The sequence below is a fragment of the Klebsiella sp. BIGb0149 genome (assembly GCF_004362605.1).
Taxonomy (GTDB): Bacteria; Pseudomonadota; Gammaproteobacteria; order Enterobacterales; family Enterobacteriaceae; genus Klebsiella; species Klebsiella terrigena.
This window is the reverse complement of record NZ_SNYG01000001.1, coordinates 339,428-353,276: the sequence shown is the minus strand read 5'-3', so window position 1 is coordinate 353,276 and position 13,849 is coordinate 339,428. Positions and strand designations below refer to the sequence as shown.

At 62.3% G+C, this 13,849-nt stretch carries 9 protein-coding genes; 3 read left to right on the top strand and 6 right to left on the bottom strand.

Features of this window, described 5'->3' with window-relative positions; genetic code table 11:
• Window positions 1-729, top strand: a complete 729-nt coding sequence (locus EDF75_RS01675; protein ID WP_133596693.1) for a phosphodiester glycosidase family protein — start codon at window positions 1-3, stop codon at window positions 727-729.
• On the opposite strand, the gene EDF75_RS01670 is transcribed toward EDF75_RS01675, so the two are convergent.
• The 3 genes from EDF75_RS01670 to EDF75_RS01660 are packed head-to-tail and all read right to left on the bottom strand — an operon-like array spanning window position 726 to window position 7,705.
• Window positions 726-3,830, bottom strand: coding sequence for an efflux RND transporter permease subunit (locus tag EDF75_RS01670; protein ID WP_133596691.1), 3,105 nt, complete (start codon window positions 3,828-3,830; stop codon window positions 726-728). The genes EDF75_RS01675 and EDF75_RS01670 overlap by 4 nt on opposite strands.
• A gap of 13 nt (window positions 3,831-3,843) precedes the next feature.
• Entirely contained in the window at window positions 3,844-4,923 is a 1,080-nt protein-coding gene (locus EDF75_RS01665) for an efflux RND transporter periplasmic adaptor subunit (protein ID WP_133596689.1), read from the bottom strand.
• Window positions 4,924-4,981: 58 nt separating this feature from the next.
• Window positions 4,982-7,705, bottom strand: coding sequence for a cation-transporting P-type ATPase (locus tag EDF75_RS01660; RefSeq protein ID WP_133596687.1), 2,724 nt, complete (start codon window positions 7,703-7,705; stop codon window positions 4,982-4,984).
• Between the two features lie 498 nt (window positions 7,706-8,203).
• On the opposite strand from EDF75_RS01660, the gene EDF75_RS01655 reads away from it, so the two are divergent.
• Window positions 8,204-8,452: a DUF1158 domain-containing protein gene (locus tag EDF75_RS01655; RefSeq protein WP_041144484.1), complete on the top strand. Its 249-nt coding sequence runs from the start codon at window positions 8,204-8,206 to the stop codon at window positions 8,450-8,452.
• On the opposite strand, the gene EDF75_RS01650 is transcribed toward EDF75_RS01655, so the two are convergent.
• The gene (locus EDF75_RS01650; protein WP_133596685.1) at window positions 8,381-10,003 is read right to left on the bottom strand and encodes an alpha/beta hydrolase-fold protein; all 1,623 of its coding nucleotides are present in this window, start codon (window positions 10,001-10,003) and stop codon (window positions 8,381-8,383) included. The two genes, EDF75_RS01655 and EDF75_RS01650, sit on opposite strands and share 72 nt — an antisense overlap.
• Window positions 10,004-10,157: 154 nt before the next feature.
• Here EDF75_RS01650 and EDF75_RS01645 point away from each other — a divergent pair, with 154 nt between their 5' ends.
• A complete protein-coding gene (locus EDF75_RS01645; RefSeq protein WP_133596683.1) occupies window positions 10,158-12,302 on the top strand; it encodes a TonB-dependent siderophore receptor in 2,145 nt (714 codons plus the stop codon).
• Between the two features lie 36 nt (window positions 12,303-12,338).
• Here the strand turns inward: EDF75_RS01645 and EDF75_RS01640 are convergent, their stop codons facing one another.
• Together EDF75_RS01640 and EDF75_RS01635 are read right to left on the bottom strand one after the other, a co-directional pair.
• Window positions 12,339-12,680, bottom strand: coding sequence for a RamA family antibiotic efflux transcriptional regulator (locus EDF75_RS01640; RefSeq protein ID WP_041144482.1), 342 nt, complete (start codon window positions 12,678-12,680; stop codon window positions 12,339-12,341).
• 32 nt (window positions 12,681-12,712) lie between these two features.
• Window positions 12,713-13,813, bottom strand: a complete 1,101-nt coding sequence (locus EDF75_RS01635) for an MBL fold metallo-hydrolase (protein WP_133596681.1) — start codon at window positions 13,811-13,813, stop codon at window positions 12,713-12,715.
• Window positions 13,814-13,849: the final 36 nt, after the last annotated feature.

Below are 13,849 nucleotides of genomic sequence, written 5' to 3'. Positions count from 1 at the left end.
ATGGCCCCGCGCCTCTCGCCGCGACTCGTCGCGCTTATGCTGTTGCCGTTTTCGGCCTTTGCCGCCGCAAAATGCGCCCTCACCGACCCGTCGCTGACGCTGCAAAGCTACGCCGTCAATCCGCAGCAGGAGCGGATCGCCATGTACTGGAAAAACGACGCCGGCAGCGCCTGGGGCTCCCTGCGATCGCTGCTGGCGGATATCAATCGCGACGGCCGGGTGCGGATGGCGATGAACGGCGGGATTTACGATAAGGCCTATGCGCCGCTGGGGCTGTATATCGAAAAGGGCAAACGGCTGACCGCGCTCAACCGCGCCTCCGGCGGCGGCAACTTTTTCATTCGTCCCGGCGGGGTCTTTTTTGTTAAAGGCCAGCAGGCGGGGATCGTCAGCATCGATAAATACCGGCCGTCGCCGGCCATCGATTACGCCGTGCAGTCCGGCCCGATGCTGATTGAAAACGGCAGGATTAACTGGCGGCTGAAGCCGTCCGCCGGGTCGCGCAAGCTGCGCAACGGCGTCGGCCTCACCCGCCAGGGTCAGGTGATATTCATGCTCAGCGAGCGCGAAACCAACTTCTACGATTTCGCCTGCTACGCGCAGTCAAAGCTCAACGTCCGGCAGATGCTCTACCTCGACGGCACCATTTCGAAAATGTACCGGCAGGGCGGCGGCGTGCCCTGGCAGTACCATCCGTTCGTCAGCATGATTACGGTGGAAGCCCGCTAGCGCCGGGCCGACATCCGGCGGTGCCCCCACTCGCGCAGGCGCTGAAAAAGCACAAACAGCGTGGGGATAAACAGAATGCCGATTACCGTCGCCACCAGCATGCCGCTGAACACGGTGGTGCCGATAATCCGCCGACTCTGCGCTCCGGCGCCGGTGGCGAACATCATCGGCACGATCCCGATAATAAACGAGACCGCGGTCATCAGCACCGCGCGGAAGCGGCGGGTGGCCCCTTCGCGGGCGGCATCGGCTATCGACATCCCCTCTTCGCGCTTCGCGCGGGCAAACTCGACGATCAGGATCGCGTTCTTCGCCGCAAGGGCAATGAGCAGCACCAGGCCAATCTGCACGTACACGTCGTTGGCGTAGCCGGCTGCCCACAGCCACAGCAGCGCCCCGCCGATGGCGAACAGCACCGACAGCATCACGCTCGCCGGCAGCGTCCAGCTTTCATACTGCGCGACGAGGAACAGCCACGCCATCGCCACCGCCGCCAGCACGATCCAGATAGCCTGGTTGCCGGTCTGCTGCTCCTGCCACGAGATCCCGCTCCAGGCGTAATCGTAGCCCTGCGGCAGATGGGCCTGCAGAATCTCCGCCATCGCCGCCATCGCCGCCCGGCTGCTGACGCCCTCAGCCGCCGATCCGCTTATCGACACCGACGGGGACTGATTGTACTGCTGGATAAACGGCGCCCCCACCGCCGGGGTGACGGTGACCAGATTGCTCAGGCGCACCCGATCGCCGTGGTTGCTGCGCACGTAGAGCTCGCTTATCTGTTCCGCCCGCTCGCGCCACTGCATCTCGTTTTGTATCACCACGTGGTAGACCCGATTATTGATGCTAAAGTCCCCGGCGCGGGTGCCGCCAAATGCCGTCTGCAGGCTGCTGAAGATCCGCGCAACCGGGACATCCAGCCGGGCGGCGCGGTCGCGGTCGACGGTAAGCGTCAGCTGCGGCACGCGGCTGCTCCAGGTGGTAAAGACCCGGCTCAGCTGCGGATGCTGGTTGGCGATTTGCAGCACCCGCAGCGCCACGCTCTCCAGCTCCGCCGACGATTGCCCGGCCTGGGCCAGGATGCGCAGGTTAAAGCCCGAGGCGTTGCCCAACCCCGGCAGCGTCGGCGGCGCAAAGGCCATAATCGTCGCCTCCGGCAGAGCCAGCAGCTGCCCCTGCAGCTTGCTCATCACCTGCTCCAGCGGCGGCCGCCGGTGCCAGTCTTTCAACATCACCGAGATAAAACCGCCGTTTGAGGCGCTGGTGCCGTTCAGAATATTGAAGCCCGACACCTGAATGACGTCCTCCACCGCCGGATTGGCCAGCAGCAGCTCGCGCGCCTGGGCCATCACCGCCTCGGTGCGCTCCAGCGAAGCCGCCTCCGGCAGCTGGACGCTGGCGAAGAAGTAGCCCTGATCTTCCTCGGGCAGAAAGCCCTTCGGCATGCTGCTGAAGCTGAACGCCACCGCCCCGGCGACCAGCGCAACCGCCGCCAGCGCCAGCCACGGACGACGGTTCATGCGGGCGACGAGCGCCCCGTAGCCGTCGCGCAGGCCGGCGAGGCCGCGATTGAACAGCCGCCAGACGGCCGCGGGCTGCGCCGGACGCGGGCGCAGCAGCAGCGCGCACAGGGCCGGCGTCAGCGTCAGCGCCACGACGCTCGACAGCGTGACCGCCGTGGAGAGGGTGACCGCAAACTGGCGATAGAGCTCGCCGACAATGCCCGGCAGCAGCGCCACCGGCACGAACACCGCCAGCAGCACCAGGGTGGTGGCGATAACCGGCCCGGCGATTTGGCGCAGCGCCTGGGCGGTGGCCTCAAGGCGGCCCAGGCCTTCCGCCATCTGGCTCTCGACGCTCTCCACCACCACGATGGCGTCGTCCACCACCATCGTCAGGGCGAGGATCGCCGCAAACAGGCTGAGGGTATTGGCGCTGTAGCCCAGCAGATAGAGCAGCGCGAAGGTGCCGATCAGCGAGACCGGGATCGCCAGCGCGACGATCAGCGTCGCCCGCCAGCTTTGCAGGAACAGCGAAACCACCGCCACTACCGCCAGCAGGGTGAGCACCAGCGAAACGGCAATCTCTTTGATTGTCGCCGCCACGAAGCGCGTGGTGTCGAACTTCACCTCCCAGGTGAGATCCGGCGGGAAGCGCGCGTGTAGCCGCGTGAGCTCGGCGCGCACCGCGCTGGCAACCTGCAGCGCGTTGGCGGTCGGCGTCGGATAAACCCCGAGATAGGCCGAGTCGCGACCGTTGAGCTGCGCGCCGGAGCTGTAGCTGCGGGCGCCGAGCTCGATGGTTGCCACCTCGGCCAGGCGCACCAGCTGCCCCTGCTCGCCGCTGCGGATCGCTATCTGTCCGAAGCTTGCCGCATCGCTCAGGCGCCCAATACCGTTGATGGTCAGCGTTTGCTGCTGGCCGTTAAACACCGGCGGCGTTCCCACCCGCCCGGCGGCGCCCTGCACGTTCTGCTCCCGCAGCGCCTGGGCGATATCTTCGCTGGTGACGTTGAGCGCATTCATGCGATCCGGACGCAGCCAGACGCGCATGCTGTAGTCGCGGGCGCCGAACATCTGCACCTCGCCGACGCCCGGCAGCCGGGCCAGCGCCTCGCGCACCTGGGTACTGGCATAGTTGCTGACAAACAGCGGCGAGAGCGTTTCCGTCGGCGAATAGAGGCTGATCCCCATCAGCAGATTGGTCGCCCGCTTGCGCACCTGCACCCCGTTCTGCTGCACCTCGGCGGGCAGCTGCGCCACCGCCTGCGAGACGCGGTTCTGCACGTCGATCACCGCCAGGTCGGCGTCGGTGCCGGCCGCAAAGGTCAGGCTCAGGCTGTAGGCCCCTTCGTCGGAGCTGGTGGACTCCATGTAGAGCATATGGTCAACGCCGTTGAGCTGGGTTTCCAGCGGCGCGGCGATGGCCTCGGCCACGTCTGCCGCGCTGGCGCCCGGCCAGCTGGCGCTGACGCTAATCACCGGCGGCGTAATCTGCGGATACTGCTCAACCGGAATCAGCTTCAGCGCCACCGCGCCGGCAAAGGTTATCAGCAGCGCAATCACCATCGCGAAGCGCGGGCGACGGATAAAAAACGTCAGCATCCCTTCTCCTTTCTTATTTCAGTAGCCGCACGGCGGCGCCGTCACGCAGGCGCTGTACGCCTTCCGTCACCACGCGCTCGCCAACGTCCAGCCCCTGTGCGACCGCATAGCGCTGTCCCTGCTGCTCGCCGAGCGTCAGCCGACGCAGCGCGGCGGTGTTATCTTCCGTCAGCACCCAGCTGTAGAAGCCCTGCGCGTCCTGCTGCACCGCCGCCAGCGGGATGGTCAGGCTCTCCTGCTGCTGGCGCGGGCGCAAAATCACCGTCACGCTGCCGCCCGGCAGCAGGCGATGCTGCGGATTAGCAAACTCGGCGCGCATCACCACGCTGGCGGTGCGGCTGTCGATGCGGTTATCCACCGAGGTCAGCACCCCCTCTTCGCGCGCGCCGCCGGGGGCAATCAACGCCTGCCACGCCTGCTTCAGCGCGCTAATATCGTCGTGCTGCCCCGCCTTACTGTAAAAAGCGTTTTCATCTAATGCGAAAGAGACGCGGATCGGGTCGAGCTGGACGATATCCACCAGCGCGCCGCTGGCCGGATTCACCAGGCTGCCGACGTGAAACAGGCTGTGGCCCACGCGCCCGGTCACCGGCGAATCAATGCGGGTATAGCCGAGCGTAATCTGCTGCGCGGCAACGCGCGCCTGCGCCTGCTCCACCGCGGCGGCGGCGACATCGCGCTGCATCTGCGCGTTATCGACATCGTTGCGGCTAATCGAGTGGTTGTTTTTCAGGCGCTGATAGCGGCTCAGCAGCTGTTCTGCCTGGCGCAGCGAAGCCCGGGCGCTTTTCAGCTCGGCCTGCGCCAGCGCCAGCGCGGCGCGCGGCTGGGCGTCATCGAGGGTAAAGAGGCGGTCGCCCTGCCTGACGTACTGTCCGTCCGCAAAATGGCGCTGAACGATAGCGCCTTCGGTACGGGCGCGGATCTCGACCGCGTGAATCGCCTCGACGCGTCCGGGGATCTGCCGCTCATCGACGTGGGCGGCGCGTTCGACGGTCGCCACGCGGATCGGGATCGCCGGCGCCGCGGCGGCGCTGAGGGCGTAGCCGGCCAGGCCGCAGGCCAGGAAGGCGTAGCGGAACATTTTTTTCATAGGGGGAATTCCTTGCTGACGTTATCGCGCCCCTCCCGGAGGGGAAGGGCGCGAAGGTTCAGGCGGTTTTACGCCAACGGCGGGTCAGGCGTTTCTCAACCTCCACCACCAGGAACATCACCATGCCGATGGCAAGAGTGACAAACCAGTAGCGCAGCGGCAGCCCTTCAGTACCGAACATCGTCTGCATCAGCGGGACGTAGATGATGACCAGCTGCATCAGCAGCAGCACGCCGCTCACCAGCCAGATGCCTTTATTGCGTAGCAGGCCCATGTTCAGCGAGAAGCTGTCGCTGCTGCGGCAGTTGATCATATAGACCCACTGGGCGGTCACCAGCATCTGCAGCAGCACGGTGCGGATAAACTCCGGGCTGTGGCCGCGCGGCGCCAGCCAGGCCTCAAGGATAAAGGCGGCGACGGCGATCATCGTGCCGACGAACGCCACCCGCCAGACGGCAAAGGCATCCATCACGTGCTGGCCGGTTTTACGCGGCGGACGGTTCATGGCGTTGCGCTCGGCGGCTTCAAAGGCGAGGCCGAAGGAGAGCGTGGCGGAGGTCGCCATGTTCATCCACAGGATCAGCACCGGCGTCAGCGGAATAATGTTCCCCGCCAGCAGGGCGATGATAATCAGCAGCCCCTGCGCCAGGTTGGTGGGCATGATAAACAGGATGGTTTTCTTCAGGTTGTCGTAGACCCGACGCCCCTCTTTTACCGAGCTGGCGATGGTGGCAAAGTTGTCGTCGGTCAGCACCATATCGGCGGCTTCTTTGGTGACCTCCGTCCCTTTGATCCCCATCGCAATACCGACGTCGGCCTGACGCAGCGCCGGCGCGTCGTTAACGCCGTCGCCGGTCATCCCGACCACTTCGCCGTTATCCTGGAGAGCCTTCACCAGGCGCAGCTTATGCTCCGGGCTGGTGCGGGCGAAAATATCGTACTCTGCGGCGACTTTTGTCAGCTCGGCGTCATCCATGTGCTCCAGCCGGTAGCCGGTCATCGCCTGGCTGCTGTTGGCGATCCCCAGCATCTGGCCGATGCTCATCGCCGTCTGCGGGTGATCGCCGGTGATCATCTTCACGCGGATCCCCGCGTTCTGGCAGGCGTGAATGGCGTCGATGGCTTCCGGACGCGGCGGGTCCATCATCCCGGCGATGCCGAGGAACACCAGGCCTTCGTGCAGATCATCGTGGGTCAGCGTCGCGCTGCCGGCGGCCGCCGGCTTGCTGGCGGCGGCAACCATACGCAGGCCCTGACGGGCGAAGCGCGCCATCTCATCTTCCCAGTACTGCAGCTCGAACGGTACCGCGCCCTGCTTGCTCATCTGCTGGCGGCACATGGCGAAAATAACGTCCGGCGCGCCGGTAATCAGCACCCGCGCCTCATCGCCAATCTGCTGCAGGGTGGCCATATATTTGTACTGCGAGTCGAACGGAATTTTGGCAATCAGGCGCGTGTCAACCGGCGCCAGCTGCGCTTTCGCCGCCAGCACCTTCAGCGCGCCTTCGGTTGGCCCGCCGGTAATGCCCCACAGCCCGCGCTCGTCCTGAATAATCTGGCTGTCGTTGCACAGGTCGATGGTGCGCAGCCAGCTTTCCAGCACGCTGCCCGGCTGAATCTGCACCGGCTCGTCGCTGCCTTCGAGGCAGATATCGCCCCGCGGCTCGTAGCTGTCGCCTTCGACGCGGTAGCAGCAGTCGGCGGTCACGATCGCTTTGACGGTCATTTCGTTCATCGTCAGGGTGCCGGTTTTATCCGAGCACACCACGGTCATCGCCCCGAGGGTTTCGACGGTCGGCAGCTTGCGGATAATCGCCCGCTGCCGCGCCATCGCCTGTACGCCCAGCGATAAAATAATCGAGATGATGGCCGGTAAACCTTCCGGTACCGCCGCCACCGCGAGGCTAATCAGCGACAGCAGCAGTTCGCCAAGCGGGATGTCACGCAGCGCCAGGCTAAAGAGGAACAGCGCGGCCATCATCGCCAGGATGATGACGAAAATCGCCTTCCCGAGCTTGTCCATCTGCACCAGCAGCGGCGTGCGGTGCTTCTCAATCCCCGCCATCATCTGGTTGATATGGCCGAGCTCGGTCTGCTGGCCGGTGGCGGTCACCACGCCAACGCCGGCGCCGGCGCTGATGGTGGTGCCGGAGAAGAGCATATTGGTGCGATCGCCCAGCGGCAGCTCGCCCTGCAGCGCGTCGGTGGTCTTATCCACCACCGTCGATTCGCCGGTCAGGATCGCCTCCTCCACCCGCAGGCTGTGGGTTTCAATCAGCCGCATATCCGCCGGGACGCGGTCGCCAGCGCGCAGAATAACGATATCGCCCGGCACCAGCTCGCGGGTCGCCACGGTTTCGTGCCTGCCGCTGCGCTGCACCCGCGCATCGCTGGAGAGCATGTTGCGAATGCCCTGCAGGGATTTTTCGGCGTTGCTCTCCTGCACGTGGCCAATCAGGGCGTTGATCACGGTGACGCCAAGAATAACCAGCGTATCCACCCAGTGGCCCATCACCGCGGTGAGCGCGGCAGCGGCCAGCAGGACAAAGATCAGGACGTCGTTAAAATGCGCGAGAAAGCGCAGCCAGCCCGGCTTGCCTTTCTTTTCCGGCAGCGCGTTAGGGCCCCAGCTTTCCAGGCGCTCTGCGGCCTGGGCGGAAGTCAGGCCCTCGGCACGGCTCTCTTGCTGCGCCAGTATTTCAGCCACGGTCTGCTGATAAGCCTGACGGGATGCGGCCTCCCCTGAAGGGGGCGTATTACGGGGATTTATCTTTTTGGTCAAAATAAATTTTCCTTATAAATTCCGTGAAGCGGAAAGCCTGAAATCATTTCTGGCCAATGAAAGATTATAATTTCACGGGGCGAGAGAAATGACCCTGGGGAAATTTTTAATCTCTCGCAAAATTCAAAATATGTGATAAGTTATTTCTCAGGCCAACTATTACAGAAGATTAATAAACCTATATTAAACGAGGGGCAATATGACTAAAATCTACCGCGGAAGCCGCCTGGCGCTGTACGTTGTGCTGGCTATCCTGATTGCCACGCTGGTGGGCTACAGCACCTATAGTTTTGTAAAGGCGATGCTCTAATAATGACTTTAATTTACATTAAAGCGTTATTAAATTAATCACAAAAGTCTCGATTAAAATTAACAGAAAAATTAAAACCGAGGTATCAGATATAATACAAAGAGGGGCAAATAATAGCCGGTGAAATAATATTGCGTTAAAGAATATTTTACCCGACAATATGTTTTTTAACTGACGATTAACAAGTAATGAAACATCCGCTTGAAACGCTGATCTCCGCCGCCGGTATTCTGCTGCTGGCTCTGCTCTCCTGCCTGCTGCTGCCGGCCCCCTCCCTTGGGCTGACGCTGGCGCAGAAGCTGGTTGCGACCTTTCACCTGCTCGATCTCAACCAGTTCTACACCCTGCTGTTTTGCCTGTGGTTTTTAGCGCTGGGCGCGATTGAATACCTGGTGCTGCGCTGGGTCTGGCGCCGCTGGTTTTCCCTTGAGCGTTAGGCCGGTGAAATCGCGCATTCCCGCCACCAGCGCCTCGCACCACGCGGCATAGTCGTGGCCGCTGGAGGAGGGGTGGAAGCTGACGCGATAGCCTTTGTCGCGCAGCACCTGCCCGAACTCCAGCGTATTGGCATAAATCCCGCCGTCCGGCCCCGAGGTCTCAAACTTGCCCGCCTGCAGCCAGAAGCGCACCGGGTAGCGCGGCGACTGCTGGTACTGCCGCGTCAGCCAGCTCGCCTCCTCCCCCTTCGGCGCCCACCAGTACGACCCCGACAGGCTGAGCACGTTGGCAAACTGACGCGGATAGCGTAGCGCCACCCATGAAGCGGCCAGGCCGCCGTAGCTCGAACCGGCGACCACGGTTTTTTGTCGCGTCGGGTTCAGCCCCTGCTGGCGCAGCCAGGGCAGCAGCTCGTGGGCCATAAAGTCGGCGAAGAAGGGATTGGGCGGCAGCTCTTTGGCCCGCCGCGGGTGGTCGAGGCTGTCGATAAACACCACGTTAATCGGCGGCAGCGCGTGGCTGGCGATCAGGCTATCGAGGACGTTAGCGAAGTGGTATTCATCCTGGTAGGTTTTGCCATCAAACAGCATCAGGGTCCAGCGCGCCGGCTGCGGCAGGCGCGGGCGATAGATCGATACCTCCCGGCTATTTTGCAAAAAGTCGCTGTGCAGCTGATGGCGGGTCAGGGTGCCGTAGCGCAGCGGCTGCGCCATCCGCTGCGGGGTGCAGAAACGCGCCGGGTTGAGGGCCAGCAGCGAATAGCGGTTCCAGCGATCGCGGGCGGCGTTGACGCTCTGCGGATTCAGCGGATCGGCCTGGGCGCTGACCAGAATTGCCCGCCGCTGATCGCGCGCGCTGCCGTCAATCACCGGCACGTCCGGCGCCAGCTTGTACTGCATCAGCGTATCCGCCGGGACCACGTAGCTGCGGAACCAGACGTCGGAGCTGCCGAGACGAAACAGCGGATCGTGATCGCCAGCCGGCGATCCCAGCAGAAACACGTTGCGGCTCGCCCCGCGCCACAGAAAGGTAACGCGCTTATGGCCGGCGTCCAGCGCCTCAACCATCGGCGTCCCCTCCTGCTCACGCTCCTGCCAGAAGCCCGCCGTTGAGCCTCCCGCCGCCAGCTCCCGCATCAGCAGCTGCAGACGCGGGCTAACGGGGTCCAGAGGCTGGTTTTTTGCCAGCGCGGTCGTCTCCTTCATCCGCCACTGAAAGCGCCAGCGGGCCCCCTCTTCGCCGTGCAGCACCAGCGCCGAAGGGCGGTTAACCGGCAGAGAAAACAGCACCGTCTGCTCGCCGTCCGCCGGTCCGCCCGCCAGCAGCGTGCGCAGACGGCGGTTGTGCTCATCCAGCAGGCGGGCATCCGTTACGCCGGAGAGGGTCGCGGTGACGTAGTTTTCCCCCAACGTCGGCAGGTCAAAACAGACCTCACCGCTGGCATCGAATTTTCCCTGCAGCTCTCCCTGCAGCGAGGGAGACTCGCAGTTCATTGCCGCCGCCGGTAGCGCGCTCATCCCCACCAGCAGACCACTCCATGCCATCTTCATTGCCCGATTATCCCTGTAAGAATTTGTTACCAACGCTAATGCAAATAGGAATGATTTGCAATAACATCTGGGCGGTTGGTGATGACCGTTACATTTTCCCCTGGCGGAAAAACGGGTTTCTATGGCAATTAAAACCAAGGATGTAGCTAAAAATATGTTTAACAATAATAAGATAACAAAAATCTGGGTCACGGGTATGGCGCTGGCTTCATGCGCGGGGCAGGTGCAGGCGGCGGAGGAGACGCTGGTGGTCACCGCGGGCAGCGGGGAAGATCCTACCGCGCCGCTGAAGGGCATCGTGGCGACAAAAACGCTCTCGGCTACCAAAACCGCCGCCGAGCTTATCAAAACGCCGCAGTCGGTCTCGGTGGTCACCCGCGATCAGATGCAGGCCCTCGACGTCACCTCGGTATCCCAGGCGCTGCGCTACAGCGCCGGCGTCTTTACCGAGTATCGCGGGTCGTCCAACCGCAACGACGAGGTCTTCGTTCGCGGCTTCAGCTACGTGCCAAAGTATCTCGATGGCCTGAGCTACGGTGCCACCGCCTCCTCGCAAACCGGCACCGTTGACCCGTGGCTGCTGGAGCGCGTGGAGCTGGTACGCGGCCCGGCCTCGGTGCTGTTTGGTCAGGTCAATCCCGGCGGGCTTATCAGCATGACCAGCAAACGCCCCACCGCCCAGCCGGTTCACGAGGTGCAGTTCCGCACCGGCAACAACCATCTCGCCGAAGGCGCCTTTGATTTTGGCGGCCCGCTGAGCGATGACGGCAGCCTGCTGTACCGCCTGAACGGTATCGCCCGCACGCAGAATAACCAGGTTGACGACTACAAAGAGACGCGGATGGCGATTGCGCCGGCGCTGACCTGGTATCCCAACCAGGCCACCCGCTTCACGCTGCTCACCAGCTATCAAAAAGTTCCCGATGCCGGCTACCGCAACTTCCTCCCGCGCTACGGCACCGTCAGCAGCGTCGACGGGAGCTATATTCCGCGCGATTTTAACGTCAGCGACCCTAACTATGACCAGTCGTGGCGCGAACAAACGGCGATCGGCTATGAGTTTGAGCATCAGCTCAACGACACCTTTACGCTGCGCCAGAACGCCCGCTACGCCACCATCAAGCAGAAGTATCGCTATCTGGTGTACACCACCAGCGACGCCAACAGCTCGGTACTGTCCCGCCGCGCCCAGCGCGAGGAGCGCCAGACCGATGAGTTCGGCATTGATAACCAGCTTGAGGCGCAGTTTACCAGCGGCCAGCTGGCGCATACCGTCATCGGCGGGCTGGACTATAAGACCAGCAAGGATAAACAGTACCTCGGCCGCGCCGGCGGCGCGCAGTACGATATCGACTGGCGCCATCCGGCGTACGGCGTTAACGTCGACGAAAGTACCTTCAGCACCGCCAGCGACGAGCAGCAGAATCTCGACCAGATGGGGGTCTACCTGCAGGATCAGCTGAGCTGGGAGAGCTGGGAGCTGCTGCTTTCCGGCCGCTACGACTGGGCGGAGGTGCGAACGACCGACTTTACCGACGCCAGCCGCAGCCAGAAAAACGACAGCAAGTTCACCTGGCGCACCGGCCTGCTGTATGCCTTTGATTTCGGCCTCTCTCCGTACATCAGCTACAGCACCTCCTTTGAACCTAACCTGCAAACCAACCGGGCGCCGGGGGTGGGTCCGTTCGACCCGAGCGTGGGCAAGCAGCTGGAGGTGGGCCTGAAGTATCAGCCAAACCAGAATGCGCTGATGACCCTGGCGATGTACGACCTGACGCAGAGCAACGTCGCCACCTACAACAGTGCGGCGGGATGGTTTGAAAACAGCGGCAAAGTGCGTTCGAAAGGGATTGAGGCCGAGGCGCACGCCACGGTATTCGACAACCTGAACCTGATTGCGTCCTACACCTGGACGGACGCCGAAACCGTCAGCACCACCGTGGCGGGAACCGAAGGGAAAACGCCGGCGCGCATCCCGACGCATATGGCGTCGGCCTTCACCAGCTATACGCTGCCGGACGGCGCGCTGAAAAGCCTGACCGCCGGGGTAGGCATGCGCTATATCGGCACCAGCTACGGTGACGCCAAAAACACCTTCAAGGTGCCGGCGGTGGATCTGTATGACGCCATGGTGAGCTATGAGCTAGGCGAGCTGAGCCCGCGCCTGCAGGGGGCGAAGGTGCAGTTCAACGTGAATAATATCGCCGATACCAAATACGTCGCATCATGCGCCAGCGATAGCGCGTGTTTCTACGGTATTGGCAGAACGGTAACGGCGACGGTGAACTACGCCTGGTAAGAAAAGCATCCGCCGGTCTCCCCCGGCGGATGCGTCTCAATGGGCGCGATGGTGGTTTTCTTTACGGTAGGCGCCCGGCGGCTGGTTAAAGGTCCGGGTAAAAATGCGGGTAAACGTCTGCTGTGAATCAAAGCCGTATTTCAGGCAGATATCGTAAACCCGCTGGTCGGTATCGCGCAGATCGCGCGCCGCCAGCCGCAGCTTACGTTCACGAATATAGCGCCCCAGACTCTCCCCTTTATATTGTAAAAACAGTCGTTGCAGATGCCATTTTGAGTAACCGGAGTGGCGAGCAATATCATCAATACGCAGCGGCTGATGCAAATTGTCATCAATCCACCCGACGATAGTCTCAATCACCTGAGCGGAAATAGTCATAAGTCCTCTCTCCTCTTGAACCATACTGGCGATTACTGCCACCAGGCATTAAATGATTGTTTCTTATCAGCGACCCAAACCGGCTCGCCCAGCATTGGCGTCAGCAAACGCCATGCGCGTTTTTCACTGGCCGCAGCCAGCCGTTTATAGGGGTCGTCCCAGCTGTGCTTTGCCAGCACGAAACGCCCGGCATGTCCCGGCAATACCGCGCGAGCGCCGAGATCGTCGGCAGCCTGCGCCGTCTCATCCGGCATCATATGAATATATTTCCAGTCCTGGTCGTACTGGCCGTTTTCCATAATCGCCAGATCCACCGCGCCAAACCGCTCGCCGATGGCCTTGAAATGCGGGCCGTAGCCGCTGTCGCCGCTGTAGTAAATTTTCTGCTGCGGCGTCACCAGCATAAAGCTGGCCCACAGCGTCTGGTTGCGCTTGAGGCCGCGCCCGGAGAAGTGGCGGGCCGGCAGCACGTGCACGGTGAACTCATCGCTGATCTTCACCGACTCGTTCCAGTCCGCCTCGCTGATAATCGCCCCGTCCATTCCCCAGTAGCGCAGGTGTGAGCCGACGCCAAGCGGCGTAACCACGCGCTTAATTTTCGGCATCAGCGCTTTGATGGTGGCGTAATCGAGATGGTCGTAGTGGTCGTGCGAGATAATCAGCAGATCGATTTCCGGCATCTGCTCGGCGCGCCACGGGTAGTCACCCGGGAAGGCTTTGTTGATAAACGAAAACGGCGCGGCATAGTTGCTGAAGACCGGGTCAATCAGGATACGTTTGCCCGCCAGCTGCAAAAACCAGGAGGAGTGGCCGAGCCACACCATCGCGTCCTGCCCCGCCGGAAGGCTGGCAAGATCGGTATTGACCAGCGGCAGCGGCTGCTGCGGCCTGGCGTTTTCGCGTTTGGTCACCAAAAAATCCCACATCGCGGCCAGCATATTTTTCTGCCCGGTAAAGCTCGGCGTGGACAGCTGGTTATGAAACTGGCCGTCATGATAGTGCGGCGATTGTTCAACGAGGCTAAGCTGTGCGCCCTGTGGCGCCTTACCAAACCCGGCATTTAACACAAACGGTAAAGCTGTTGCTGAGGCTAATAACATGATGGCGACCACGCTGACAATGACACGGTTCATATTCGGACCAGGCTAAACCCTCTGTCCCAAAGGTTT

Coding starts and splice junctions, on each gene's coding strand:
- EDF75_RS01675 (WP_133596693.1), top strand. CDS start 1: ATGGCCCCGCGCCTCTCGCCGCGACTCGTCGCGCTTATGCTGTTGCCG.
- EDF75_RS01670 (WP_133596691.1), bottom strand. CDS start 3,830: ATGCTGACGTTTTTTATCCGTCGCCCGCGCTTCGCGATGGTGATTGCG.
- EDF75_RS01665 (WP_133596689.1), bottom strand. CDS start 4,923: ATGAAAAAAATGTTCCGCTACGCCTTCCTGGCCTGCGGCCTGGCCGGC.
- EDF75_RS01655 (WP_041144484.1), top strand. CDS start 8,204: ATGAAACATCCGCTTGAAACGCTGATCTCCGCCGCCGGTATTCTGCTG.
- EDF75_RS01650 (WP_133596685.1), bottom strand. CDS start 10,003: ATGAAGATGGCATGGAGTGGTCTGCTGGTGGGGATGAGCGCGCTACCG.
- EDF75_RS01645 (WP_133596683.1), top strand. CDS start 10,158: ATGTTTAACAATAATAAGATAACAAAAATCTGGGTCACGGGTATGGCG.
- EDF75_RS01640 (WP_041144482.1), bottom strand. CDS start 12,680: ATGACTATTTCCGCTCAGGTGATTGAGACTATCGTCGGGTGGATTGAT.
- EDF75_RS01635 (WP_133596681.1), bottom strand. CDS start 13,813: ATGAACCGTGTCATTGTCAGCGTGGTCGCCATCATGTTATTAGCCTCA.